This window comes from Vibrio limimangrovi (assembly GCF_054064025.1).
Map to the genome: position 1 here is coordinate 35,933 of NZ_JBSUGF010000019.1, position 25,470 is coordinate 61,402.

Sequence of the window (25,470 nt, forward strand, 5' to 3'; positions counted from 1 at the left end):
TGTGGCACATGATACTGTACCTAGCACATAAAAATAGTAACTAGATCACTATTTTTACTTTTCATTCGTCAATAGTTTGCAAAGTATGAATGGGGTATTGCTTTTGTTTCCTGGCTTGAGTTTTTACTCTTCAGGTTTGATGTTTAATACGCTGAAAACCAAGTCAAAAGAAGGGCATCATTAACGCCATATTGAGAATATGAACACGCTTTTTTACAACGATTCGTTTGAGCTTGGTTGGCTTTTACCATTACACTGAATTAAACAAAGGAGGGCGTGTGTTTCCTATCTTATTATTGGCGTTTATTTTTGTTCCGATCATTGAAATCGGCTTGTTTATTCAGGTGGGCGGATTTTTAGGACTTTGGCCAACCATCGCATTGGTGTTGATCACGGCGATTGTGGGTGCGTCTCTGGTACGCAGTCAGGGTATTCAAACTCTGATGTCTGTACAGGGACGTCTAGAGCAAGGTGAAATTCCTGCTCAACAGATTTTCGAAGGCGTCATGCTGGCAGTGGCCGGTGTGTTGCTGTTAACTCCGGGTTTTATGACCGATGCTCTTGGCATGGTAGTGTTGCTGCCTGCTCCTCGAGCCGCAATTGCCAAATACCTGATGAGTACGATGGTCGTGAAAACGGTTCATGGTGGTGGTTTCCACGGAGGTTTCTCTAACCAAGGCCCGTTTGACCAGGATCCATTTCGTCGCGGCCCGTTCGATTCTCACTCAGACAACGGGAATACCTTCGAAGGGGAATACGAGCGCAAAGACGATGATGACCGAAATGATCGTAATAAGCTCAACTGATAGACAATCAGTTCTGTAGATAAACCAAAGGGCGCATCAGGCGCCCTTTAATTTTTCTTCTTATTGTGCGCCTTCAAAGCCCATCTGACGCCAGGCTTCAAACGCAATAATCGCGACCGCATTCGACAGGTTCAGGCTACGGGCATCTGGCATCATTGGAATGCGAATGCGCTGCGCCATTGGCAGACTTTCAATCACTTCTGCTGGTAAACCACGGGTTTCTGGACCAAACATTAATACGTCACCTGGTTGATATTGAGCATCCACATGGTGACCTGTCGTCTTAGTCGTGCAGGCAAACAGGCGGTAGTTACCCTGCTTTTCTTCCTCTAAATAATCTAAGAATGCTTGATAGTTTTTATGGCGCGTTACGCGAGCCAAATCGTGGTAATCCAATCCTGCACGGCGTACTTTTTTCTCTTCAAGGTCGAAGCCCAGAGGTTCAATCAAGTGAAGGTTCGCACCACAGTTGGCACACAATCGAATAATGTTGCCAGTATTCGGCGCAATTTCTGGTTCGTATAAAGCGATATCAAACATGGTATTGAAATAGAGTTAGTAAAATTTGAGAGGAAGTATATAGCAGGAATCAGTGCGTTGTCAGTTACCGCTTGTCCGAACGATATATTGAAAGCCCTAGCTAGAGAAAACCCTCCGCAAGTTGGGAGGGTTCGTTGGACAATAGGATGTCGATTATTTACTTATAGGAAGCGTAATGCTCATTCGCAAGCCGCCCAGTGGACTACGGCTTGCTACTATTGTCCCGCTGTGTTGACGAATCGCACTTTCGGTTATTGTTAGCCCCAGCCCCGTCCCGCCAGAATGGCGATCGCGCGCGGTAGATACCCGGTAGAATGGGCGAAAAATGGCATCCAGTTCGGCATCCGGAACGCCTTCACCATTATCGTCTACCGTAATGTACAAGGTATTCCCTTGTGTTTTTATATCGACTTCCACTTCATCTTTACCGTAGTAAATGGCATTCCTAATGATGTTCTCAACTGCGCTCATGAGCAATTTCGGATTACCAGAAATACTGCCCTTTGGTAGTTCAGAATAATGCAGCTTTTTGCCTATTTGTTCGGCTTCAAATTGGGCGTCTTTGATGATCTCTTCCCACAAGCTTTCAATAGGTTGAGTCTCTCGGATCATGTGGCTGTTTGCCTGCATACGAGAGAGCTCAAGTAACTCGCTTATCATCTGTTCCAGTCTCTGAGCTTCGGTATCAATTCGCATAAGCTCAGGGCTTTCGCCTTGTTTGCGTGTTGCCAGAGCGCTGGCCATTCGCAGACGTGTTAGTGGCGAACGTAATTCATGGGAAATATCAGAAAGCAGTCGCTGCTGTCCGGAAATCATCTGATTGACCGCTTCGACCATCTGGTTGAAACTGCTGCCTGCCTGACGAAACTCCGAGGTGCCTTTTTCTAAACTCGGATCAATCACAAATTCCCCTTTGGCTACGCGTTGAGCGGCCGCTTCCAGGCGGCGTGCGGGCTGACTTAATGCCCACGCTAACCACAGCAGTAGTGGGGTACTGACTAGCATCACGGCAAGCAGAAGCTGCAGCGGATAATCAAACAGTCTTAGCAGAAGTGGCGGTGGCTCCGTCCATTTAAAGCCGACGTACATCAATATATCTGAGTCAGCCAGTGTGATAGGCACCGGGCCAGCAACCATATATCGACCGTATAGTTTCTGTTTCGGCTGGTTGTAATCTTCGATAATGGAGACGAAATTTTGCATCGCACGCATATGAAAGTTGTTACGATTATCGGTCGTTAGCACCTTTCCGTCGTAATCAGAAAAGAACACTCGTGGTCTTGGGTCGTTTTTATTTTGGCGACGTCCCTCGATGCTAAATAAGATGCGTCCAAGGTCGGTTTGCTTGCTGTACTGCTTTTGAATGCCATCACGCAGTTCAAGCATACGTTGATAAGGCTCGGCTGGAATGTCACGCGCTTTGCGTGGATCCAGATGAGGCAGAGACAGTACGGCAATCAAGACCAACAACATGGTGAACCAAAAGATGGCAAAGATGCGTCCATACAGGCTGTTGAGGTTCGGCAACTTGATGCTTGAAAGCACGCTCATTAATCCTCCTCAAGCAACATATAGCCTCGGCCACGCAGCGTTTTGATGCGCGGTTTGCCGTTCGTCTGATCTGGCAGTTTTTTACGTAAGTTGGAGACATGCATATCAATTGCACGATCAAATGCCGCGAGACGTTTACCCAGCACATCGAGACTTAATGTCTCTTTGGTGAGCACCTGTCCCGGGTTCTGTACAAAGTGTGCGAGCAGCGCAAATTCTGTTGCGGTTAGGTCGAGCAGTTGCTGATCGCAGTAGGCTTCTTGTTTACCCGGATAGAGGTGAAGCTCTTGATATTCGATGCAGTCGCCGCCTTTATTATCTTTTGACATATTGTTGTTGGTACGGCGTAAAATCGCGCGAATGCGAGCCAGTAATTCTCGGTCACTGAATGGCTTTGGTAAGTAATCATCCGCCCCAAGCTCTAAACCAATCACCCGATCTATTTCTTCGCCTTTAGCGGTCAACATTAACACTGGCGTTTCCCAGCTTTCGCGCAAGCGTTTTAATGTTTCCATACCGTTCAATTTTGGCATCATGACATCGAGTAAAATTAAATCCACTTCGCTGTTAACTGCCGCCAATCCCGCTTCTCCGTCATTTGCTTCATTAACTTCAAAGCCTTCGAAACTGAGCACTTCTTTTAACAGGCTGGTTAGCTCTACATCGTCATCAATCAAAAGAATATTTGCCATTTAGGGACCTACTGTAAATTACCGTTTGTTTAATACTACATTGGAATGAAGGGTGACGAAGAGTATAAAAATCACTCTTTACGAATCTTTACGCTCCCTATACGTCGCTTTACCTAATGCGTTCTATTCTATACTCAAGCGCTGGGAGAACAGCCCAGAAGAACCAATCAGATGTATGAGGAATCAAATTATGAAATCTGCAAAAAAAATTGTGTTAGCTGCCGTTGTTCTACCATTAACTCTTGGTGCTGCGGGGGCATTCGCCTATGGTGGTAAAGACCAGCAAAAAGGCCCTCGTGATGAATGTGGTCCTGGTATGGAACGTGGCATCATGCGTCAACTTAATCTGACTGATGCGCAAAAAGACCAGCTACAATCTTACCGCGATGCAAATCGTGCCGAGATGAGAGGAAAAAACGCAGCAGATCGTGATGCACGTATGGCTGAACGCCAAGCATATCATGCGAAAGTACAGGCTCTTGTACTAGCAGATAACTTTGATGAAGCTCAAGCCAATGCGCTCGCAAAAGAAATGGTAGAGAAACAAACTGAGCGCCGCGTGAATATGCTGGAGAGAAAACACAAAATGTTGAGCATACTGACTCCTGAGCAAAAAGCGGAGTTTGTGAAATTGCAAAATGAACGCATGAAAGAGTGCGGTGACCGAATGCAACAACGTATGAACAAACCAAGCAGCAACTAACCCTTCTTGGACTATGAATTTGAAGAGGCAGCCACTGGTTGCCTCTTTTGGATCCGGTTATTTCATACTCATTCAATAATTATCGAGGTATACTCAAGCTATGGTTTGAGTTAACTCTTTGATTATGAATAAGCAATATGCACGTCTAGTTACGACCGCGGCATGGACCGCAACGATAGCTGCCACATTTCTTCTTTTAGTGAAGGTCATGACCTGGTGGATCACGGGTTCCGTCAGCCTGTTGGCTTCACTGATTGACTCTATGCTCGATATTGCCGCATCAGTAGTGAATCTGGTTGTGGTTCGATACGCTCTGCAGCCTGCGGACAGAGAGCACACTTTCGGCCATGGCAAAGCTGAGTCGTTAGCTGCGCTCGCCCAGGCGATGTTTATCTCTGGTTCGGCCGTGTTTCTGATTCTTAACGGGGTAGAGCGCTTCTTTCGTCCTCAGCCCCTACATGAACCAGAGTTAGGTGTTTATGTGTCGTTGTTTGCCATTGCCGTAACACTGGGGTTGGTTACTTTTCAAAAACATGTTGTGAGGGTGACGGGCAGTCAGGCGATTGCGGCGGATTCACTTCACTATCAAACCGACCTTTACATGAATGCGGCGATCATGGTTGCACTTGGGCTAAGTTATTTTGGCGTTACACAGGCAGACGCGGTGTTTGCGATAGGTATTGGCGTCTTTATTCTCTACAGTGCATTCAAGATGGTTAACGAAGCAATTCAAACTTTATTGGATAGAAAACTGCCTGATGCAGAGATAGAACAAATTCATACAGAGTGCTTGAACGTAAAAGGCGTATTAGGGGTTCACCAACTGCGAACTCGGATGTCAGGCCCCACGCGTTTTATCCAGTTGCATTTAGAGCTGGACGACAATCTACGTTTGATAGAGGCGCACTATATTGCTGATAAAGTGGAAGAAAATTTACTGATACGGTTCCCGGGTGCTGACGTTATGATCCACCAGGATCCGCTGTCAGTGGTTTTTGGACCAGAGAAAGAACAAAAGTCGCAAGATTGGTAGCGTTGGAAAAAACAAACGGCTTCTGACGACAAATAAGCACTTGTTGACTATCTTTCCATCAATAGTTATTAAGAATCCTGATACTGATATGAATCAACGAAGTTGCCAAGAGAAACTGTAATACTCTTACATAAGTAGAAAAGTTACATAAAAATGTGTGTTTTCATTGGTATTCCTGTATAGGAAATGTAACATAACGCACAGTTCTGGATTATGCAGGTTGCTTGGTAACAAGGAGCCTAGAAGAAAATTATATAATTGATTGCCAAAGATCGAGGGTGAGCATGATTAAGAAGATCGGTGTTTTAACAAGTGGCGGTGACGCTCCTGGTATGAACGCTGCAGTACGCGGCGTAGTACGTACAGCACTATCTGAGGGATTGGAAGTTTACGGTGTGCAAGATGGCTACCTGGGTCTTTATGAAGATCGCATCGTAAAGCTAGATCGTTCAAGTGTATCTGATGTGATCAACAAGGGCGGTACGTTCTTAGGTTCTGCGCGTTTCCCTGAATTCAAGGAAGTCGCAGTTCGCGAAAAAGCGATTGAGAACTTAAAGAAACACGGTATCGATGCACTTGTTGTTATTGGTGGTGATGGTTCTTACATGGGTGCGAAGAAACTGACTGAAATGGGTTACCCATGTATCGGTCTGCCTGGCACAATTGATAACGACATCGCAGGTACGGATTACACCATCGGTTACCTAACGGCGCTGAACACCGTAATCGATGCAATCGACCGTCTACGTGATACTTCTTCATCTCACCAACGTATTTCTATCGTAGAAATCATGGGTCGTCACTGTGGAGACCTGACTCTGATGTCTGCAATTGCGGGTGGCTGTGAATACATCATCACACCTGAAACAGGTCTTGATAAAGAGAAGCTTATCAGCAACATCAAAGACGGCATCGCAAAAGGTAAGAAACACGCCATCATCGCTCTTACTGAACTGATGATGGACGCAAACGTGCTAGCGCGTGATATCGAAGCAGCAACGGGTCGTGAAACTCGTGCAACGGTGCTTGGTCATATCCAACGTGGTGGTCGTCCGACGGCATTTGACCGCGTGCTTGCATCTCGCATGGGTAACTACGCTGTTCACCTTCTAATGGAAGGTCACGGTGGTCGTTGTGTTGGTATTGTGAAAGAGCAGCTTGTTCATCACGATATCATTGATGCTATCGAAAACATGAAGCGCCCTGTACGTAATGATCTGTACAAGGTTGCAGAAGAGCTATTCTAAGCAGAGTCGATTCGCTTTGTATTGAGCTCAATTACTGAATGCCGTTTGCTTAACCGTAAACGGCATTTTTGTTGGTTTGGATTACAGATGACGGAGCGCTTCGCTTACAGATTACGGGAGTTATTCTTTTCAGTATTCAGTATTCAGTATTCAGTATTCAGTATTCAGTATTCAGTAGCCCCCAAACTTTTTCCTAAAACCTCTGGCTTTATTCTATCAGCACTAACTTTCGCTCACGTAACGCATACATATAGCCGAGCAATCCACCTAGCGTATTTCCTACCGCAATACCAATAAACAACCCTTCAACAGCATATAGATGGCTGCCAATCCAGGCGGCTGGTAGCGTGAAGACGAACAAGCGCATAAAGCTCCATTGGAAGGCACGCAATGGTTTATGCATGGCATTCAAGCCACTGATGAGGATCATCACGATACCCTGGAAACCGTAGCTAAACGGTACGACCAGAAGGTAATGCCAGAGCAGGTTCTTTACTGAGTCTTCCTGAGAAAACAGTGCGGCAAGCGGGATACTAAGTGGCACCATAGCCAGAAAAATCAGACCTTGAAACACAACCGCAAAGCGCATGCTAAGGAATAATCCGGTAAACGCTCGCTGTGGATTATTCGCGCCCAAATTTTGCGCCATAAACGGCGTCAGAGCAGAAGTCAGGGACATCAGTACCAGAATCAGTATGGATTCAATTCTTTGTGCTGCTCCATAAGCGGCAACCGCAGTCGTTCCGTGGCTTGACAACAACATCATCAAAATAGCGCCCGAAAGCGGATTCATTGCATTCGATAGCGCAGCCGGAGTGCCAATTCTTAGGGTTTGCTGCCAATCTCGTTTAAGGAATTGCCATTGAGGTTGAGCGAGTAATTGTTCCCTTTTTACCAATAAATAAAATGAGCCGAACAAAGCGCCTAGCCAACTGAATGCACTCGCGATGGCTGCGCCTTGGATACCGAGCTCAGGGAAGGGACCTAACCCGAAGATCAGCAATGGGTCTAACACGCCGTTGATCAAACCTGCAAGCATCATGATTTTTGCTGGCGTCTTGGTATCACCGGTTGCGCGTATTGCACTGTTTCCGGCCATTGGGATCACCAGTAGTGGAATGGTGAGATACCACACCTGCATGTATTGCTCGATGAGCGGCAAAAGATCATCAGTTGCACCCAGAAAACTGAACAATGGGCGGATAGTCATAAAACCGATCGATGATGCGACGGCCACTAAGAGAACGGCTAACAGCAAACCATGCGTGGTAAAACGCGCAGCTTGTGATGCATGGCCTTGCCCGAGTAAACGCCCAATATTGGTAGAAAGACCCATGCCGATTCCCATCGTAATGCAGTTAACCGAAAAAGTGACAGGAAAGGTGTAGCTGATTGCCGCTAAAGCATGCGTGCCGAGCAGAGAAATAAAGAACGTATCGACCAGGTTAAACATCAAAATTGCGATCATACCTACGGTCATATGGACGGTCATTTTTCGCAGAGTTTCGGGAATCGGTGCGCTCAACAAACCATGTTTATCTGTTGATGGCTGCTCCGGCTTATTCTTTTCCAGCATGTTTGACGTCTATCTGGTGGATAAACTGCAAGGATACAAGAAAGCAGGAAGGTGAGCGAGTGCGCATTTCTCACGCAAACCGTTGCGTTCTTTTAAATAAGTCACAAAAAATTCATGCCCACCCCTTGGGATTGTTTAAATGACCCCTTATATAGTTATCACGTGCCTCATGACGGGCAATTATCAAATAAACATGGAAATTTTCAGGAGAGACGACCAATGAACATTCGTCCATTACACGACCGAGTTATCGTTGAACGTAAAGAAGTTGAATCTAAGTCAGCTGGTGGAATCGTTCTGACTGGTTCTGCTGCGGAAAAATCAACTCGCGGTGTTGTTCTAGCTGTGGGCAAAGGCCGCATTCTAGAAAACGGCACAGTGCTACCGCTGGACGTTAAAGTTGGTGATACCGTTATCTTCGCTGAAGGTTACGGCACTAAAACTGAAAAAATCGACGGTAAAGAAGTGCTTGTGATGTCTGAAAATGACATCCTGGCAATCGTTGAATAATAGCAATCATTGAGTAATTTTTTGCTCAGATTCAAAAACGAAGTCGAACACAAAGAATTGTAGAAAGGAAATCAAAGATGGCTGCTAAAGACGTTAAATTTGGTAATGACGCACGAGTTAAAATGCTGGAAGGTGTAAACGTTCTGGCTGACGCAGTAAAAGTAACACTAGGTCCTAAAGGCCGTAACGTAGTTCTGGATAAATCTTTTGGTGCACCAACAATCACTAAAGATGGTGTATCTGTCGCGCGTGAAATTGAACTGGAAGACAAATTCCAGAACATGGGCGCTCAAATGGTTAAAGAAGTAGCATCTAAAGCGAATGATGCTGCGGGTGACGGTACAACAACAGCAACTGTACTTGCGCAAGCCATTGTAAACGAAGGTCTGAAAGCGGTCGCTGCGGGTATGAACCCAATGGATCTTAAGCGCGGTATCGATAAAGCGGTTGCAGTAGCAGTTGAGAAGCTAAAAGAACTGTCTGTAGAGTGTAATGACACTAAAGCGATTGCACAGGTAGGTACTATCTCTGCGAACTCTGACGTAAGCGTAGGTAACATCATTGCTGAAGCAATGGAACGTGTTGGCCGCGACGGTGTTATCACTGTTGAAGAAGGTCAGGCGCTACAAGACGAGCTAGACGTAGTAGAAGGTATGCAGTTCGACCGTGGTTACCTGTCTCCTTACTTCATCAACAACCAAGAAGCAGGTTCTGTTGACCTGGAAAACCCATTCATCCTTCTGGTTGATAAGAAGATCTCAAACATTCGTGAACTTCTACCTGCACTAGAAGCGGTTGCTAAAGCATCTCGTCCACTGCTAATCATTGCAGAAGACGTAGAAGGTGAAGCTCTGGCAACGCTAGTTGTGAACAACATGCGTGGCATCGTTAAAGTGGCAGCAGTGAAAGCTCCTGGCTTTGGTGACCGTCGTAAAGCAATGCTACAAGATATCGCTGTTCTGACTGGCGGTACTGTGATCTCTGAAGAAGTTGGTCTAGAGCTTGAGAAAGTAATGCTAGAAGACCTTGGTCAAGCTAAGCGCGTTGCGATCACTAAAGAAAACACGACTATCATCGATGGTATCGGTGAAGAAGATATGATCAAGGGCCGTGTTTCTCAGATTCGTCAGCAAATCGAAGAATCAACTTCAGACTACGACAAAGAAAAACTGCAAGAGCGTGTCGCTAAGCTAGCTGGCGGTGTTGCAGTTATCAAAGTTGGTGCAGCAACTGAAGTTGAAATGAAAGAGAAGAAAGACCGAGTAGAAGACGCACTTCATGCAACTCGTGCAGCCGTTGAAGAAGGCGTAGTTGCAGGTGGTGGTGTTGCTCTGATCCGTGCGGCATCTATGATTGCTGAACTGGAAGGTGACAACGAAGAGCAAAACGTGGGTATCCGCGTTGCACTACGTGCAATGGAAGCTCCTATCCGTCAAATCACGAAAAACGCAGGTGACGAAGAGTCTGTAGTAGCGAACAACGTGAAAGCGGGTGAAGGTAGCTACGGTTACAACGCGGCAACTGGTGAGTACGGCGACATGCTAGAGATGGGTATCCTGGATCCAACTAAAGTAACTCGTAGCGCTCTACAATTTGCAGCATCAGTTGCAGGTCTGATGATCACAACTGAAGCAATGGTTACTGACCTACCACAAAGAGATTCAGGCATGCCAGATATGGGCGGCATGGGTGGTATGGGCGGTATGGGTGGCATGATGTAATTCACCGCTTATCTTGTCGTTGTAACACCTTATAGCGTAAAGATAACTGACCAATCCAATAGAAAGCCGAGGTTTTACCTCGGCTTTTTTGTATTCGGCATTTGAATAAGTCTTTTCCATTGATCTGTAATGGCCCGTTCACTTGTTGTTTTGGCTTTAGAACATTGACGCAGAAAAGTGTTTTAAGCTTAGAAATTGTAGCCATATAGTGCATTTAACGGTGATATTTAAGCTTGGGCTGAATTAATGTTGTGGGGCTGGTACAAGAAATGGCAGAGAGTTTTCGCATACGTAGCCGATGAGCACTTTTTCTATTATAGTCAACTTGTTAAATATGACGTGTGACTAACATTTTTTACTACAGCTAGTACAAAATGCTGGTATATGCGCTATGTTGTAAATATTGCTTAATATAACGGAGATTAGAATGAAAAAGCTTTTGACGTCTTTGGCAGTGGTTGCCTCTGTAGCATCACCTGTTGCTCTTGCTGACAGTACTCCTGTGATGTTCTCTACTATCGATCATATTAATGCACCATCTCGCTCTGAAGTTGGTGGTGTTCGCCTTGCTGTTCTTCATGGTCAGGTTAACGAAGTAAAAGGGATTGATTTTTCACTACTTGGTATGTCAGAAACCGATCGTACGACAGGTATCAACTTCGGTCTTTTCTTTGGTGCGGCTAAAGTAAACCAAGAAATGAAAGGTGCTTCGCTTGGTTTGGTAAACTGGAACCGTGGTCAAACTACCGGTCTAAACCTAGGTGCAGTGAACATTACTAACAACGTAAAAGGCCTGAACTGGAGTGCTGTGAACTATTCTGAAGGCTACACAATGGCGGATGTTGGTCTGGCCAGTATCTCTAAAAAGTCTAACTTCCAGCTAGGCTTCTTCAACATGACTGACCAAATCGACGGTATTCAAATCGGTCTGCTGAACTGTGCGGATAACGGTTTCTTGAAGTGTTTCCCACTGATTAACTTCGCGAAATAATTTGAAGTTATAGCAAGAAGACCCCAAACAAAAAAAAGACCCCGAACTGTTGTCGGGGTCTTTTTATATCTCATGTTTTAGCTTATTTGATTAAGCGAGACGATTTTCTTCGCTGTATTCGTTGGTGCACGCCACGACGCAGCGCCGTGATGTGGCTCTCCGCTTTATCCACCCCCAGCAATACCGTCAAGGCCAGTAGGGTGATAACTACTGATTGTGATAAGTACCCAAGACCTATCATCAGCCCCAATCCTGCTAATACCCAAATCACGGCTGCTGACGTCACTCCATGTATTTTGCCGTCTAGCGTCATCATCACTCCAGCGCCAAGGAAACCCACACCTGTGATGATTTGCCCTAGAACGCGAGCCTGATCAAGCGTGTTAGGTGATAAGGATACTGCCATCGACATAAACAGGTAGGTGCCTGAAATAATGAGAATTGCAGTGCGAATGCCAACCGGTTTGCCACGGGTTTGACGCTCTATGCCAATCATTAACCCATTGATGGCACAGCAAAGTAGGGCAGGCCAACTGAATGGGCCAAGATCGAAAATTTGTTCGAATGTTGTATGCATCTTGACCTCCAAAGGAGCGGAGTATGCACAGACTTACCCTTCAACGCGAACAAAAAGAAACGCTCTTTACGATAAATTAAATTTAGCCTTGGTGTTCACTCTAAATGCAGATCCAACGGCGTTTTGCTTGGTCTTCCGCCAATCTCACGCGTAAGTTTTGGAACCAAATAACCCGATACACGTGTGATGACTCCGCGCATTATTTCCTTGGCTTTTTCATCCGAGACATAGTAGTGCGCAGCGCCCTGAACTTTGTCTAATACATGCAAGTAGTAAGGTAAAATGCCCGCATCAAACAAGGCTTCACTTAACGCGACCTGTGCGTCTACCGAGTCGTTGACATCTTTGAGCAGAACGCTCTGATTGAGCAGTGTAACGCCGGCTTGTTTGAGCTTGAATAGTTGAGTGGCGAGTTCGTCATTAATCTCGTTTGCATGGTTAATATGTGTCACCAGAATAACCTGCAAGCGAGAAGCTCTGAGCATTTGACATAACTCAACCGTGATACGAGAAGGGATCACTACAGGTAAGCGGCTATGAATACGCAGACGTTTGATATGTGGGATCTGAGCAATGTGGTCTATCAGCCAATGAAGTTCGTCATCTTTCGCCATTAGCGGGTCGCCACCGGAGAATATCACTTCATTAAGTTCTGGTTGTTGAGCCATGTACTCCAGGCTTTGCATCCATGCTTGCTTACCACTTTTGTTGTCCTGATATGGAAAATGACGGCGGAAACAGTACCGACAATTCACCGCACAACCACCTTTCACTATCATCAGGGCGCGATTGCGATATTTGTGCAGTAAGCCGGGAATGTCGTTGTCTTGTTCTTCCAGTGGGTCATTGGAGTAGCCAGCATGAACGTCAAATTCTTCACTTAAAGGTAAAACCTGGCGTAAAAGAGGGTCTTTAGGATTGCCTTTTTCCATCCTTTCGACAAAACTTTGCGGTACACGCTGTGCAAACAGCTTGCGCGCAGCAAACCCGTCTTGCCACGGCGACGGATCAATTTCTAGTGATTCGAGCAATTTTGCAGGATCAGAGATCCCATTCGCCAATTGTTTGAGCCAGTTTTGCTCAACAGAATCGACTTTTCGGGTTATTATGTGCGGCATTGAATTTAGCTCTAAGAATGTAAGAGGAAAAAATGGCTACAGTTAGCACCAATGAATTTAAAGGCGGTCTTAAGTTAATGCTTGATAACGAGCCTTGTGTAATTCTGGAAAACGAATACGTTAAACCAGGTAAAGGCCAGGCGTTCAACCGCGTTAAAATTCGTAAACTTCTTTCTGGTAAAGTGCTAGAGAAAACATTCAAGTCTGGTGACACTTGTGAAGTGGCAGACGTAATGGATATCGACCTAGATTATCTATATTCAGACGGCGAATTCTACCACTTTATGAATAATGAAACGTTTGAGCAGATCGCGGCAGATGCAAAAGCGGTTGGTGAGAACGCTAAATGGTTGGTAGAAAACAACACTTGTATGATCACACTTTGGAATGGTAACCCAATCTCTGTTACTCCACCAAACTTCGTTGAACTAGAAGTGGTTGATACAGATCCGGGCCTAAAAGGTGACACACAAGGTACTGGTGGTAAACCAGCTACGCTTTCTACTGGCGCAGTAGTTCGTGTACCTCTATTCATTTCTATCGGCGAAGTTATCAAAGTCGATACTCGTAGCTCTGAATACGTAGGTCGTGTGAAGTAATTCTCTGCCTCTCTGAGAAAGGTCGCTTCGGCGGCCTTTTTTATTACCTGTGATTTCTCAATTTGTTGGTTGGGACAGTGATAGGAATAATGGAGATTACAGCTCTGGAAGTAAAAGGATCATGGGTGGTCAAAAGCTTGAAAAGCAAAAAGATCATGGGTGACCAAAAACAAAAAAAGCTGGCATAGCGCCAGCTTTTTTATTTGATAACAGCTTCTTAGATCATGAAGATAAAGATAACTGATAGCGCACTGATTAGGCCTGCGAATGCGTAACAAGCGATTTTACCTACCACACCAGTGTGGAACTTAAGGTCATGCATACCGTGATGAACACGGTGCATCGCATGCCACATTGGTAGCGCTAGTGTGCCGATGATGAAGAGTGCACCAATGATGCTGGTAGCGAATTCAGATACTCGCTCGTAGCTCATTGCGTCTGCATCAATCACGCCCAGTGGAACGAGAATACCCAGCACAAGCACTGTGATTGGTGTGATCATCGCAAACCAAGTACCACCTGCACCAAATAGACCCCACCAGATTGGCTCATCAGAACGTCTAGGTGCTGTGTTTACACTATAATTCGGTTTCATTGTTCAAGCTCCTTACACCACGATGAGAACAATCAGTGAGATGAACGCTACTGCTGCCCACTGAGTCAAAACGACAATCTTCTTATCTACCGTTTTGCCTTTCAGGCGAATTGGCATCACTTGAGGCATCATGCTGAAGAAAGTTTGTGCGTGGAATAGGCTACCGAGTAGGGCAACGATGTTGATCGCCACTACGATTGGGTTTGCCATGAACTCTAACCAGCCTTGCCAGGCTTCAGGACCTTTCACTAAAGAACCCAGACCAAAAGTCAGGAAGATAGTGAACAGGATGAGTGGCAGTACCGTCGCTTCACGTAACATGTAGAAGCGGTAGAAAGGATGGCTCTTCCACCAAGTGCGTTTTATTTCACGAACGTAAGGTTTACGGTTACTCATCCTTTGCCTCCACTGTTTTGACTGAACCATCTGGTTTCAGCATCGCAATTACGAAGTCCATAGAAGACTCTACTTTGCCTTGGTTTACTGCTGCCGCAGGATCAACGCTCTTTGGACAAACCTCAGAACAGTAACCGACAAACGTACAACCCCAAGCGCCATTGTCGCCGTTAATCAGCTTCATACGCTCTGCTTTACCGTTGTCACGGCTATCTAAGTTGTAACGGTGCGCCAGTGTTAGTGCCGCAGGGCCGATGAACTCTGGGTTTAGGCCGAATTGTGGACATGCTGCGTAGCAAAGGCCACAGTTGATACAGCCTGCAAACTGCTTGTATTTCGCCATTTGCTCTGGCGTTTGCAAGTTGGTGCCGTCTTCAGGTTTACGGTCGTTCCCTATGATGTAAGGTTTGATCGCTTCCAGACGCTCGATGAACGGTGTCATATCGACGATCAAGTCTTTCTCGATAGGGAAGTTGGCTAATGGCTCAATTTTCAGACCATTTTTGTAGTCACGTAAGAAGCTCTTACACGCTAGCTTAGGCACACCATTGACCATGATGCCGCAAGAGCCACAGATCGCCATACGACAAGACCAACGGTAAGATAAGTCTTTGTCTAAGTTATCTTTGATGTAGCCAATCGCGTCTAGTACCGACATGGTTTCATCGAATGGCACTTCGAAGGTTTGTAAGTGCGGTTCTGCGTCTTTTTCTGGGTCATAACGCAGAATGTCTACTTTTTGGATGCGGTTTGCTGACATTATGCTTGCTCCTCTGCGTTCTTCGCTGCTTCTTCTGCTGCTGCTGCTTTTTCTGCAGCTTCACCGTATAGACGCGCTTTAGGCTGAGACTTAGTGATAGTTACATTGCTGTAATCGATACTTGGCGCTGAATCTGGCTTGTAGAAAGCAAGAGAATGTTTCAGGAAGTTCTCGTCATCACGTTCTGTGCAGCCTTCATCCAAACGTTGGTGAGCACCGCGAGATTCTTTACGTAGAATCGCTGAGTGAACCATAGCTTCTGCAACCTCAAGGCCGTAGCCGACTTCGATCGCGTAGAGAAGGTCAGTGTTGAATACTTTGCCTTTGTCTTTGATGCTGATGCGCTTGTAGCGCTCTTTCAGTTCAGTGATCTTGTTGATGGTTTCTTGCATCAGGTCTTCTTGACGGTAGATACCACAACCCGCTTCCATAGTGTGACCCATTTCAGTACGGATATCTGACCAGTTTTCATCGCCTTCTTGATTCATCAGGTTGGCAATACTCTCTTCCACGGCCTTCACCTGAGCCGCAATAGCGTCGTCGTTCCAGCCTTTGAATTCTGCTGCACGTTTCACTGCGTTTTCACCCGCAACTCTGCCAAATACCACGAACTCCGCCAGAGAGTTAGAGCCAAGACGGTTCGCACCATGCAGGCCAACAGACGCACATTCACCAACTGCAAACAGACCTTTAATGCGAGTCTCACAACCGCCGTTTGTTTCGATACCACCCATGGTGTAGTGCACTGTAGGACGGATTGGAATTGGCTCTTTTGCTGGGTCAACGTTCACGTAAGCTTTTGCCAGCTCACAGATGAATGGTAGACGCTCTTGCAGGTATTCTTCACCCAAGTGGCGAAGGTCAAGGTGTACCACATCACCAAGAGGATGTTTGATGGTGTTGCCTTTCTGCTGTTCATGCCAGAAAGCTTGAGAAACTTTGTCACGTGGACCCAGTTCCATGTATTTGTTTTTCGGTTGACCCACTGGAGTCTCTGGGCCCATACCGTAATCTTGCAGGTAGCGGTAACCGTCTTTGTTCACGATAATACCGCCTTCACCACGACAACCTTCCGTCATTAGGATCCCCGTACCAGGAAGACCTGTTGGGTGGTATTGTACGAATTCCATATCACGTAGAGGAACGCCGTGACGGTAAGCCATTGCCATACCATCGCCCGTTACGATACCGCCGTTGGTGTTACAGTGGTAAACACGTCCCGCGCCGCCTGTAGCAAGTACCACAGATTTCGCTTTGATGGTAACCAGTTCGCCTTCAGACATGTGAATCGCGATCAGGCCTTGCACTTCACCGTCATCAACAAGCAGATCCAGCACAAAGTACTCATCAAAACGTTTGATGTTACTGTACTTCATTGATGTCTGGAAAAGAGTATGAAGCATGTGGAAGCCAGTTTTGTCTGCGGCAAACCAAGTACGCTCAACTTTCATACCGCCAAAACGGCGAACGTTGACTTCTCCGTTCTCTTTACGGCTCCATGGACAACCCCATTGCTCCATTTGGATCATTTCGCGGGTTGCGTTTTCTACAAAGTATTCAACGACGTCCTGTTCACATAACCAGTCTCCACCGCCAACGGTATCGTTGAAGTGGTTGTCTAAGCTATCTTCTTCCTTGACAACTGCTGCTGAGCCACCCTCCGCTGCGACCGTATGTGAGCGCATCGGGTAAACTTTAGAAATCAAAGCAACTTCTAAATCAGGGTTTGCCTCTGCTGCTGCTATAGCCGTACGAAGACCAGCGCCGCCAGCGCCGATGACTGCGATATCTGTGGTGATCGTTTTCACAGTTATCCTCCAGTGAGTGATTGCGGAAATCCGCTTGTTATAGTGATTATGAGGGGCTCTTAAAAAGAGCGCTCCAAGAGTAGTTAAGTTAGTGTAGTGGAGCGATATGGGATAAATATTGATGTATTTAGGTTTTTTCTTCGGTAATGCACTTAAGAGCATAAAATTTCTAGGTTATGTGATAACTATCACGGCGAGAACTTCGAGAGTGGAATCTGCGATTTGATGAATGTTAACGGACTGTTGCTTGGTGTGGTTGCCGTTGCTAACAGGTTTTATGTTGAATGTTGTTTTTGTTCTGTAGTACGAAAAATGTTGGCTTCAATGTTTCGTGTTTTGGCGAGCAATCCGATTGCTAGCGTTGGAGAAAATCCTTTCTCGTCAAAAAGAAAAAGCATGTAGAATGACGGTTTAATTCGCCATCTATGAGCTCAGAGAGACTTGTTATGCAAAACAACTGGCAACCGACTGCATCTATTGAACAATTGCGTCAGCGCGCGACGCTAATCGCCTCTATTCGTCAGTTTTTTGCTGAACGTCAGGTGATGGAAGTAGATACACCTGCCATGAGTCACGCGACCGTAACAGACATTCACTTACATACCTTTCAAACTGAGTTTGTTGGCCCCGGTTATGCTGACGGCAGTAAACTGTTCTTTATGACCAGCCCCGAGTTCCATATGAAGCGTTTATTGGCTGCAGGCAGTGGCTGTATTTACCAGATCAATAAAGCGTTCCGCAATGAAGAAAACGGTCGTTATCACAACCCAGAATTCACCATGCTGGAATGGTATCGAGTGGGGTTTAACCATCACCAGTTAATGGATGAGATGGATGACCTTCTGCAACGAGTGTTAAAGTCTGGTGCGGCTCATCGCATGACTTATCAACAGGCCTTTATTGATGTGCTTGGCGTGTGCCCACTTGAAGCCTCGATGTCAGAGCTTAAAGTCGTCGCCGGAAAGCTGGGGTTGAGTGATATTGCTGATCCGGAAGATGACCGCGATACTTTACTGCAACTACTGTTTAGTATTGGTGTCGAAAGTAAGATTGGTCAGGATGCGCCTGCGTTTGTTTATGACTTTCCTGCATCGCAAGCGGCATTAGCAAAAATAAACCCTCAAGATAGCCGTGTCGCTGACCGATTTGAGGTGTACTTCAAAGGGATTGAACTCGCCAATGGCTTTCACGAATTGGATAATCCAAAGGAGCAATTGGCACGTTTTGAGCGGGACAACGCCAAACGTCTGGATATGGGATTAAAGCCTCAGCCGATTGACTATCATCTTATTGCGGCACTAGAGGCTGGGTTGCCGGACTGTGCTGGTGTAGCGTTAGGCGTTGACCGACTCATCATGTTGGCATTAGATTGTGATCATATTGATCAGGTGACCGCATTCCCGTTCCCTATTGCATAAGGATATTCAATGAACCGAACGGTAGGACGTTTGATTATTTGCGGTTGCGCTGTCGTGATTGCGTATTTATCGCTCAGCTCAGGAGAGCTGCAAAAGTGGGGTCACTTTGCTTACCTCGATAAGCTACAGCATTTAATGGCATACACTAGCTTTGCGTTTGTCGCCTGTTGCTGTGTTAGTCATTGGCGCCGACGTTGGATGGTGGCGATTGGTATTCTATTATTTAGCGCGGTGATTGAATTGCTACAAGGTTATGTCGGCAGAGAAACCTCATGGTTCGATCTTGCGGCTAATGCCTCCGGGATTCTGACTGGTCTGCTAAGTTACCGTATTTGGAGCCTCTATCGACCTGGGTTGGTGAAGTCGCTATACTCGATTCGTTAACGAAAAGGGAATACGATAATAATGAAAACGCGCGACAAAATAGTCTACGCGGCACTGGAGTTGTTTAACCAACATGGTGAGCGAAACATCACCACCAATCACATTGCCGATCACATCGAAATCAGTCCAGGTAATCTTTATTACCACTTTCGCAATAAGCAGGAAATCGTCCGCGAAATCTTTGCGCTTTATTCAGCAGAACTTTTAGAAAGATTTACCCCTCTTAAAGGCTCTCAAGAGAGTCTGACTATGCTGAAGAGCTACCTAGATTCGACCTTTACGCTGATGTGGAAGTACCGTTTTTTCTACGCAAATTTACCAGAAATTTTGTCACGTGATGAACAACTCCACGAGCAGTACATTGAGGTACAGGATAAACTGCAAGCTAATCTGATTACGATTATGCAGGAATTCGTTGCTCTCAAACTGCTGGACGTTGACCAGCCAGCGTTGAAGTCACTGGTATGCACGCTGCATTTGATCGCCTGTAGTTGGCTGTCTTATCAATCTGCGATGGTATCGAAGACGAATATTACCGAGCAAATGGTGCGACAAGGCATGTTACAGATGATTAATGTTGTAAAACCAGTCGCAACGGAGCAAGGTCTAGAACAGTTATTACTATTGGAAGATGGTGTAAGTGCAATGCAGGGTTAATTGCGCTGCATATTACGCTTAATTTCGAGTAACTCTCTCATTTTCGAGTCGTACTTTGAGTTGACTTGTGGCACGTGCTGCGCACAATAGGTGAAAACTCCCAAGTGATGTCTGGGCGAGATTTCTCGATAAAGGAATTATCTTTCAATGAATTACGACATTTTTAATGGTGATGCAGATGGCATCATCGCTCTATTGCAATTGCGCCTGGCTGATCCCCTGGAAGCCAAATTAGTTACGGGCGTAAAACGCGATATCAAGCTGGTGGAAACCGTGGAAGCCCAAGCGGGTGATGAACTGACAGTGTTAGATATCTCCATGGAAAAGAACATGGCAGGTCTGGAGCAAGCGTTGGCTCAGGGCGCGCATGTTTTTTATGCTGATCACCATAAAGCAGGTGACATTCCGCAGCATGGCAATTTAGATGCGCACATCGATTTAGACGCCAACATGTGTACCGCTTTGATCGTCGATAAACTTTTGCAGGGGCGTTTCCATGCTTGGGCGATAACGGCAGCGTATGGTGACAATCTTATCGCTAAAGCGGACGAACTGGCTGACCTTGCTGGTTTTTCGGTGGAGCAGAAAGCACAACTCAAAGAGCTGGGTACGTTGATCAACTACAACGGTTATGGCTCAAAAGTTGACGATTTACACTTTCATCCAGCGGACTTGTATCAAGCTCTGAAGAGTTACACTTCGCCATTTGATGTGATTGCAGATACAGCTTCGCCATTCTATCAGCTACAAGCGGCATATCAGCAAGATATGGATGCCGCGCAGTCAGTTCCTGCCGTTCACGAAAGTGACAAGCTGAAATTGTTTGAGCTGCCTGATAATGCTGCCTCACGTCGTATTAGCGGTGTTTATGGCAACTGGTTGGCGAATCAGAATCCAGATTCTGCCCATGCTGTATTAACCGAGAATGCTGACGGTACTTATACGGTTTCTCTGCGCGCGCCGCTGAACAACAAACAGGGTGCGGTTGCAGTTTGTGAGCAATTCCCGACAGGTGGTGGTCGCGAGGCTGCTGCAGGGATTAATGCATTAAGCAAAGATGAGGTGAGCGCGTTTATTGATGCGGTCGAAACGTATTACGCGTAATGATTACTCTCAATTCTTATATAAAAAGGAGCCATGGCTCCTTTTTTAGTTCTCGATGAATGGTGAATTATAGGCTTTTTAACCAAGATTTCGGGTTTTGGGCTTCACTGTTGCGACGGATTTCGAAGTAGAGGGAGGCTCTGTCCTGACCTCCGGTGTCGCCGGCAAGGGCAATCACTTCACCAGCGGTGACTCTATCGCCTTCTTTTTTGGTCAGTGCCTGATTGTATCCGTAAAGGGTCATATCGCCTTTACCGTGGTCGAGTAATACTACCAAGCCATAACCACGCAGGTATTCAGCAAAGACAACCGTGCCGGGATACACCGCTTTAACTTGCTGACCATAATTAGCGGATAACACCATGCCTTTCCAGTTTACCTGACCCGTTTGACGAGTCCCAAAGTTGTGCAGAACATTGCCGTTTATTGGCCACGGTAATTTGCCACGCTGTTTTGCTAAACCGTCCATCGGGACTGCGTTACGTTTTGCTGCTTTAGCGATTTCTGCTTTTAAGCGGGTTTCATTGCGCTGCAACTCTGCCAGATAACGTTTGTCGTTGGTAATGCTGCTCTGGATTTTGCTTAGTGTTTGCTTACGTTGCGATTGGGTGCTTGCTAGTGAAGTCCGTTTTTCTGACTGCTGTTTGAGCAAGGTTTCAATTTGCGCTTTTTCCAGCTCAAGTTGGTTTTTATTGTGTTCCAGTTCTTGTGTGGTTTTGGTGATCGCATCAATCACTTCTGAACGTGCTTTGGCCAAGTGCTGGAAGTATTGACTGATGCGGTCTTCTTCCACGCCTTGATTGAGCAAATGGCCATTTGCTTTGGCACGCTCGGTGACGTAATAGGTTTGCAAAAGTTGTTTGAGTTCCTGCTCCTGTGCCTGGCGCTGTCCTTCTTGCAGAGCAATCTTTTCTTCCAGCTTGCCGATGTTATTATCGGCTTGGGCTAGCTCGTCTTTGGTCTGCTTTATCTCGCGCTCTAATGTGGAGATGCCCAGCTCTTGGTCTTTCAACGACTTTTGCAGTTCGTTAAGTTGTTTTTCTTGTGAGGTGAGTACTTTCTTCTGGCGATTAATTTCGCTGGATACACCTTTCAGTTCTTGCTGACTGGCTGCTGAAGAGGTGAGGGGAAACGTGGCAGATAAAGCACAAGTTAATAAAATAGCCGAGCAGAGTACCGGGTGATTTTGTTTTCGCACTTGAGAGTTACCTACCACATTATTGTTGTCTGAGAATTAGAGAGTGATTAAATCCCATCTCCATGGATAAAGCTTTGAGATTTGCCATTAAAACCTTGGTCCATATCGAGAGACGGCTTGTCCGTTTTTGGACGGCCTACGATTTTTGCTGGAACACCTGCCACGGTTGTATGTGGCGGAACCGCTTGTAATACCACGGAGCAAGAACCAATTTTGGCGCCTTCACCGACTTCGATATTACCAAGAATTTTGGCACCTGCACCAATCATCACACCTTCGCGTATTTTCGGATGTCGGTCTCCGCTTTCTTTACCTGTACCACCTAAAGTCACGTCCTGAAGAATCGACACATCGTTCTCCACTACGGCAGTTTCACCGATGACGATACCAGTAGCATGGTCAAGCATGATACCACTGCCGATACGCGCTGCTGGGTGAATGTCCACCTGACACGCGACAGAGATCTGATTTTGCAGGTAGGTCGCCAGTGCATGACGGCCTTGAGACCACAGCCAGTTAGCTACGCGATAACCCTGCAACGCATGATAGCCTTTTAAATACAAAAGTGGCATTGAATACATAGAAACCGCTGGATCGCGGTTGACCGTGGCACAGATATCACACGCAGCATAGTCGGTGATGCTTGGGTCTGCAGCAAAGGCTTCTTCAATGACTTCTCTCACCGCCATGGCCGGCATGGAGGCTGTGTCTAATTTGTTAGCCAGAATATAACTCAGAGCGGCACATAAACTCTCATGCTTGATGATTGTCGCATGGTAAAAGCTGGCCAGCATTGGCTCTTGCTCTGACATCTCACGTGCTTCCGAGATAATTTTATTCCAGACTTTCTGTTTTTCGCAGTGTTTCATTCTCAATATCCTGAGTGGTTCTTCTTCCGTGACCCGACAACTTATATTCTTCTCAGATGAGGTGTTAGGGGGCTATTTACCTTCCGATTTTTTGTCACGGGCAAGTAAGTCTTGCGCTGCCAGGCGCGCATCTTTTCCTTGATACAGTACTTGATAAATTTGGTCAACAATTGGCATTTCAACGCCCATGCGCTGAGATAGCATCCAAACTTCTTTGGTGTTGCGGTAACCCTCAACAACCTGGCCAATTTCTTCCTGTGCGGTATCGACGTCTTTACCTTGGCCCAAAGCCAGACCAAAACGGCGGTTACGCGATTGGTTATCGGTACAAGTTAGTACAAGATCACCTAAACCAGCCATACCCATAAAGGTTTCTGGTTTTGCACCAAGCGCGGCACCTAAACGGCTCATTTCCGCCAGACCACGAGTGATAAGAGCAGTACGCGCATTTGCGCCAAATCCGATGCCGTCCGACATACCCGCGCCAATCGCTATGACATTTTTCACTGCGCCGCCAAGCTGCATGCCAATGAAGTCATTGTTTGCATACACGCGGAAAGTTTTGCTGCAGTGGATTTTTTCTTGCAGGTCTGCGACAAATTCTGCATCTGGCGAAGCGACGGAAATCGCGGTTGGCAGACCCATAGCAAGTTCTTTCGCGAAAGTTGGGCCAGACAATACCGCCAGCGAGTAGTTTTCACCGATGATGTCAAAGGCGACATCTTTGAGCAGACGGCCTGTTTCTGGCTCAAGACCTTTCGTTGCCCAACAGATGCGAGTATCTTTACGCAAGAAAGGTTTACAGCTTTTCAGTACGATGCCAAATACATGGCTCGGAACCACAACTAACAAGTCACGGCATGCCTGAACGGCTTTCTCTAGATCCGATTCAACAATCAAGCTTTCTGGGAAATCGATGCCAGGCAAGAATTCATGGTTAGCACGATCTGCTTCGAGGCGAGCCATGTGCTTTGGATCATGGCCCCAAAGGATGACGTTTGCACCGTTACGCGCAAGAGAAATTGCCAGCGAGGTACCGTAAGAACCCGCACCAATCACAGTCATTGCGATGTCTTTACCGTAAGCATTGTTGGTATTTGCTTGTGTCATGCTACCGCCTAATCGTTATTCTTCTAGTAGAATCTAGTTCATTATCACCAGATTTTACGCTCTATAGAGGCTAGGAACTAGGGTTTGTTGACCTTAGTAACTTATCAGAAATAAAAAATGCACATTGCATCGCTTGCTGGACGCTTTGTGCATTTTCTTAGGGTTGTGACGCACTGAAGTCGCACGCCACTGACAAAACGTGAATTACGCTTGCGCTTCGCTTTGTTGAGCTTGTTGCTGCAGGTAGTTCATGAATAGCGCGTCGAAGTTAACTGGTGCTAGGTTCAGTTGAGGGAACGTACCTTTAACCACTAGGCTTGAGATCGTTTCACGAGCGTATGGGAATAGGATGTTAGGGCAGAATGCACCCAGGCAGTGAGCCAGTTGACCTGCTTCCATTTGCTCAGCCGTGAAGATACCACCTTGCTGGACTTCACATAGGAACGCTGTCTCTTCTTCGTTTTTAACCGTAACTGTCAGACGCAGAACCACTTCGTAAACGCCTTCACCTAGCTCACGACTTTGAGTGTCTAAGTCAAGTTTAACGTCTGGGTTCCACTCTTTTTGGAACATTACTGGAGAGTTAGGCGCTTCGAAAGAAACGTCTTTTAGGAAGATGCGTTGAATTGCGAAGTTTTGTTGTGCTTCTTGTGGTGTAGCTTCAGCCATTTTTAAATCCTTAATAAACATTTGTTGGGTTTAGAACGTCTAAACCCAGAAAACTGGTTTGTCCTGAGACTAACTGAGCAAGTTTACCTTGACTAGATGAAGCGTGTATTACGTGCAAAGCGTCACAACTTAAGACTTCAACTGCTTTCAATTTGCTCAGTTTTTTATCCACGAGGCTCTGAACTGCGATGAAAGCGTCCCTTAATTCTTACCTTGTACTACTTTTTACCGCGTACTAAAGGCAGGTTCGCTTCGTTCCATGCAATCAAACCGTTCTTAAGTAGACTTACATTTGTAAAGCCTGCTTTTGCTAGTAGGTTTGCGCTCTCCTGAGCGGTTTGGCCCGTCTTGCATACTAAGATGATTGGGTCTGATTTGTGGTTTTCAAGGCTACCGAAGTTACCCGCTTTGATATCTGACGGTAAAATGTGAAGTGAGTCGGTGATATGACCTTTTTTGTATTCATCTTGTGTGCGGATATCAACCACAACACCGTTTTCGCGGTTCATAAGGTGAGTCAGTTGGTTTACGTTGACTTCTTTGTATGCTGCCGTCGCTGACTTCACGATATTCAGGATAAATGCGATAAGAAGACCTACCCAAACCAAAGATAGAATCATGTTTTGTTGGAAAAATTGAATGTACTCTTGCATGTCTTGAGCTCTTGCGCTGTTGGCGGAAAAATAAATCAGGAGTATAGCGAGGTTAGGCCTCTTAGGCGAGAGGGTTAAAATTTTCTAACGAATAATTGAGATCTCTACAAACTCCAGACCCCTGAATTGTCTGACTGGTTGCTGCGGATTTGTTCATCAAGTATTCCTATTGTAGCTATTGGTTT

Annotated in this window: 27 protein-coding genes; 12 read left to right on the forward strand and 15 right to left on the reverse strand. The window is 46.1% G+C overall.

Going from position 1 to position 25,470, the window contains the following annotated elements; genetic code table 11:
* Positions 1-278 precede the first annotated feature (278 nt).
* Positions 279-806, forward strand: a complete 528-nt coding sequence (locus ACWYU8_RS20480; RefSeq protein WP_457521591.1) for an FxsA family protein — start codon at positions 279-281, stop codon at positions 804-806.
* A gap of 60 nt (positions 807-866) precedes the next feature.
* Here the strand turns inward: ACWYU8_RS20480 and trmL are convergent, their stop codons facing one another.
* The 3 genes from trmL to ACWYU8_RS20495 form a co-directional block, all read right to left on the reverse strand.
* Complete coding sequence (gene trmL / locus ACWYU8_RS20485) at positions 867-1,346, reverse strand: tRNA (uridine(34)/cytosine(34)/5-carboxymethylaminomethyluridine(34)-2'-O)-methyltransferase TrmL (protein ID WP_457521592.1); 480 nt, start codon at positions 1,344-1,346, stop codon at positions 867-869.
* Positions 1,347-1,499: 153 nt separating this feature from the next.
* The gene (gene cpxA, locus ACWYU8_RS20490; RefSeq protein WP_457521593.1) at positions 1,500-2,897 is read right to left on the reverse strand and encodes an envelope stress sensor histidine kinase CpxA; all 1,398 of its coding nucleotides are present in this window, start codon (positions 2,895-2,897) and stop codon (positions 1,500-1,502) included.
* On the reverse strand, positions 2,897-3,589 hold the full coding sequence (locus ACWYU8_RS20495; RefSeq protein WP_457521594.1) for a response regulator: 693 nt from the start codon (positions 3,587-3,589) through the stop codon (positions 2,897-2,899). Before ACWYU8_RS20495 ends, cpxA begins: the two co-directional genes overlap by 1 nt.
* Before the next feature lie 190 nt (positions 3,590-3,779).
* Here ACWYU8_RS20495 and ACWYU8_RS20500 point away from each other — a divergent pair, with 190 nt between their 5' ends.
* The 3 genes from ACWYU8_RS20500 to pfkA all read left to right on the forward strand — a co-directional run bounded on the left by ACWYU8_RS20500 (position 3,780) and on the right by pfkA (position 6,572).
* A complete protein-coding gene (locus tag ACWYU8_RS20500; RefSeq protein WP_457521595.1) occupies positions 3,780-4,292 on the forward strand; it encodes a CpxP family protein in 513 nt (170 codons plus the stop codon).
* 124 nt (positions 4,293-4,416) lie between these two features.
* A complete protein-coding gene (fieF, locus tag ACWYU8_RS20505; RefSeq protein WP_457521596.1) occupies positions 4,417-5,325 on the forward strand; it encodes a CDF family cation-efflux transporter FieF in 909 nt (302 codons plus the stop codon).
* Between the two features lie 284 nt (positions 5,326-5,609).
* Positions 5,610-6,572, forward strand: a complete 963-nt coding sequence (pfkA, locus tag ACWYU8_RS20510) for a 6-phosphofructokinase (protein ID WP_457521597.1) — start codon at positions 5,610-5,612, stop codon at positions 6,570-6,572.
* 208 nt (positions 6,573-6,780) lie between these two features.
* On the opposite strand, the gene ACWYU8_RS20515 is transcribed toward pfkA, so the two are convergent.
* Positions 6,781-8,148 carry an MATE family efflux transporter gene (locus ACWYU8_RS20515; RefSeq protein ID WP_457521598.1) on the reverse strand — a complete coding sequence of 456 codons (1,368 nt, stop codon included), beginning with the start codon at positions 8,146-8,148 and terminating at the stop codon, positions 6,781-6,783.
* Between the two features lie 219 nt (positions 8,149-8,367).
* On the opposite strand from ACWYU8_RS20515, the gene ACWYU8_RS20520 reads away from it, so the two are divergent.
* The 3 genes from ACWYU8_RS20520 (at position 8,368) to ACWYU8_RS20530 (ending at position 11,370) form a co-directional block, all read left to right on the forward strand.
* Positions 8,368-8,658: a co-chaperone GroES gene (locus ACWYU8_RS20520; RefSeq protein WP_457521599.1), complete on the forward strand. Its 291-nt coding sequence runs from the start codon at positions 8,368-8,370 to the stop codon at positions 8,656-8,658.
* Between the two features lie 77 nt (positions 8,659-8,735).
* On the forward strand, positions 8,736-10,379 hold the full coding sequence (gene groL, locus ACWYU8_RS20525) for a chaperonin GroEL (protein WP_457521600.1): 1,644 nt from the start codon (positions 8,736-8,738) through the stop codon (positions 10,377-10,379).
* Between the two features lie 427 nt (positions 10,380-10,806).
* A complete protein-coding gene (locus tag ACWYU8_RS20530) occupies positions 10,807-11,370 on the forward strand; it encodes a VC2662 family protein (protein ID WP_457521601.1) in 564 nt (187 codons plus the stop codon).
* Positions 11,371-11,452: 82 nt separating this feature from the next.
* On the opposite strand, the gene ACWYU8_RS20535 is transcribed toward ACWYU8_RS20530, so the two are convergent.
* Positions 11,453-11,947 (reverse strand): MgtC/SapB family protein, encoded by a 495-nt coding sequence (locus ACWYU8_RS20535; RefSeq protein ID WP_457521602.1) that lies wholly within the window; start codon positions 11,945-11,947, stop codon positions 11,453-11,455.
* A 95-nt stretch (positions 11,948-12,042) separates the two neighbouring features.
* The gene (gene epmB, locus ACWYU8_RS20540) at positions 12,043-13,065 is read right to left on the reverse strand and encodes an EF-P beta-lysylation protein EpmB (protein ID WP_457521603.1); all 1,023 of its coding nucleotides are present in this window, start codon (positions 13,063-13,065) and stop codon (positions 12,043-12,045) included.
* 32 nt (positions 13,066-13,097) lie between these two features.
* Here epmB and efp point away from each other — a divergent pair, with 32 nt between their 5' ends.
* Entirely contained in the window at positions 13,098-13,664 is a 567-nt protein-coding gene (gene efp, locus ACWYU8_RS20545) for an elongation factor P (RefSeq protein WP_457521604.1), read from the forward strand.
* 217 nt (positions 13,665-13,881) lie between these two features.
* On the opposite strand, the gene frdD is transcribed toward efp, so the two are convergent.
* From frdD to frdA, 4 genes are read right to left on the reverse strand one after another with little or no spacing between them, the layout of a single operon-like run.
* A complete protein-coding gene (gene frdD / locus ACWYU8_RS20550) occupies positions 13,882-14,259 on the reverse strand; it encodes a fumarate reductase subunit FrdD (RefSeq protein WP_444496692.1) in 378 nt (125 codons plus the stop codon).
* 12 nt (positions 14,260-14,271) lie between these two features.
* Positions 14,272-14,655, reverse strand: a complete 384-nt coding sequence (gene frdC / locus ACWYU8_RS20555) for a fumarate reductase subunit FrdC (protein WP_457521605.1) — start codon at positions 14,653-14,655, stop codon at positions 14,272-14,274.
* The gene (locus ACWYU8_RS20560; RefSeq protein WP_457521606.1) at positions 14,648-15,415 is read right to left on the reverse strand and encodes a succinate dehydrogenase/fumarate reductase iron-sulfur subunit; all 768 of its coding nucleotides are present in this window, start codon (positions 15,413-15,415) and stop codon (positions 14,648-14,650) included. Before ACWYU8_RS20560 ends, frdC begins: the two co-directional genes overlap by 8 nt.
* Positions 15,415-17,223, reverse strand: a complete 1,809-nt coding sequence (gene frdA / locus ACWYU8_RS20565; RefSeq protein ID WP_457521607.1) for a fumarate reductase (quinol) flavoprotein subunit — start codon at positions 17,221-17,223, stop codon at positions 15,415-15,417. The genes ACWYU8_RS20560 and frdA overlap by 1 nt, the downstream gene beginning before the upstream one ends.
* A gap of 446 nt (positions 17,224-17,669) precedes the next feature.
* On the opposite strand from frdA, the gene epmA reads away from it, so the two are divergent.
* The 4 genes from epmA (at position 17,670) to ACWYU8_RS20585 (ending at position 20,786) form a co-directional block, all read left to right on the forward strand.
* The gene (epmA, locus tag ACWYU8_RS20570; protein ID WP_457521608.1) at positions 17,670-18,641 is read left to right on the forward strand and encodes an elongation factor P--(R)-beta-lysine ligase; all 972 of its coding nucleotides are present in this window, start codon (positions 17,670-17,672) and stop codon (positions 18,639-18,641) included.
* Between the two features lie 9 nt (positions 18,642-18,650).
* Positions 18,651-19,025 carry a VanZ family protein gene (locus tag ACWYU8_RS20575; RefSeq protein WP_457521609.1) on the forward strand — a complete coding sequence of 125 codons (375 nt, stop codon included), beginning with the start codon at positions 18,651-18,653 and terminating at the stop codon, positions 19,023-19,025.
* Positions 19,026-19,046: 21 nt separating this feature from the next.
* Positions 19,047-19,682 (forward strand): TetR/AcrR family transcriptional regulator, encoded by a 636-nt coding sequence (locus ACWYU8_RS20580; protein WP_457521610.1) that lies wholly within the window; start codon positions 19,047-19,049, stop codon positions 19,680-19,682.
* A 147-nt stretch (positions 19,683-19,829) separates the two neighbouring features.
* Positions 19,830-20,786, forward strand: coding sequence for a DHH family phosphoesterase (locus ACWYU8_RS20585; RefSeq protein ID WP_457521611.1), 957 nt, complete (start codon positions 19,830-19,832; stop codon positions 20,784-20,786).
* A 67-nt stretch (positions 20,787-20,853) separates the two neighbouring features.
* Here the strand turns inward: ACWYU8_RS20585 and ACWYU8_RS20590 are convergent, their stop codons facing one another.
* The 5 genes from ACWYU8_RS20590 to ACWYU8_RS20610 all read right to left on the reverse strand — a co-directional run bounded on the left by ACWYU8_RS20590 (position 20,854) and on the right by ACWYU8_RS20610 (position 25,285).
* Complete coding sequence (locus ACWYU8_RS20590) at positions 20,854-22,002, reverse strand: murein hydrolase activator EnvC family protein (protein ID WP_457521612.1); 1,149 nt, start codon at positions 22,000-22,002, stop codon at positions 20,854-20,856.
* A 29-nt stretch (positions 22,003-22,031) separates the two neighbouring features.
* Complete coding sequence (gene cysE, locus ACWYU8_RS20595) at positions 22,032-22,853, reverse strand: serine O-acetyltransferase (protein WP_444496701.1); 822 nt, start codon at positions 22,851-22,853, stop codon at positions 22,032-22,034.
* 72 nt (positions 22,854-22,925) lie between these two features.
* Entirely contained in the window at positions 22,926-23,963 is a 1,038-nt protein-coding gene (gpsA, locus tag ACWYU8_RS20600) for an NAD(P)H-dependent glycerol-3-phosphate dehydrogenase (protein ID WP_457521613.1), read from the reverse strand.
* Positions 23,964-24,167: 204 nt separating this feature from the next.
* Positions 24,168-24,632: a protein-export chaperone SecB gene (gene secB / locus ACWYU8_RS20605; protein ID WP_457521614.1), complete on the reverse strand. Its 465-nt coding sequence runs from the start codon at positions 24,630-24,632 to the stop codon at positions 24,168-24,170.
* A 218-nt stretch (positions 24,633-24,850) separates the two neighbouring features.
* On the reverse strand, positions 24,851-25,285 hold the full coding sequence (locus ACWYU8_RS20610) for a rhodanese-like domain-containing protein (RefSeq protein WP_457521615.1): 435 nt from the start codon (positions 25,283-25,285) through the stop codon (positions 24,851-24,853).
* Positions 25,286-25,470: the final 185 nt, after the last annotated feature.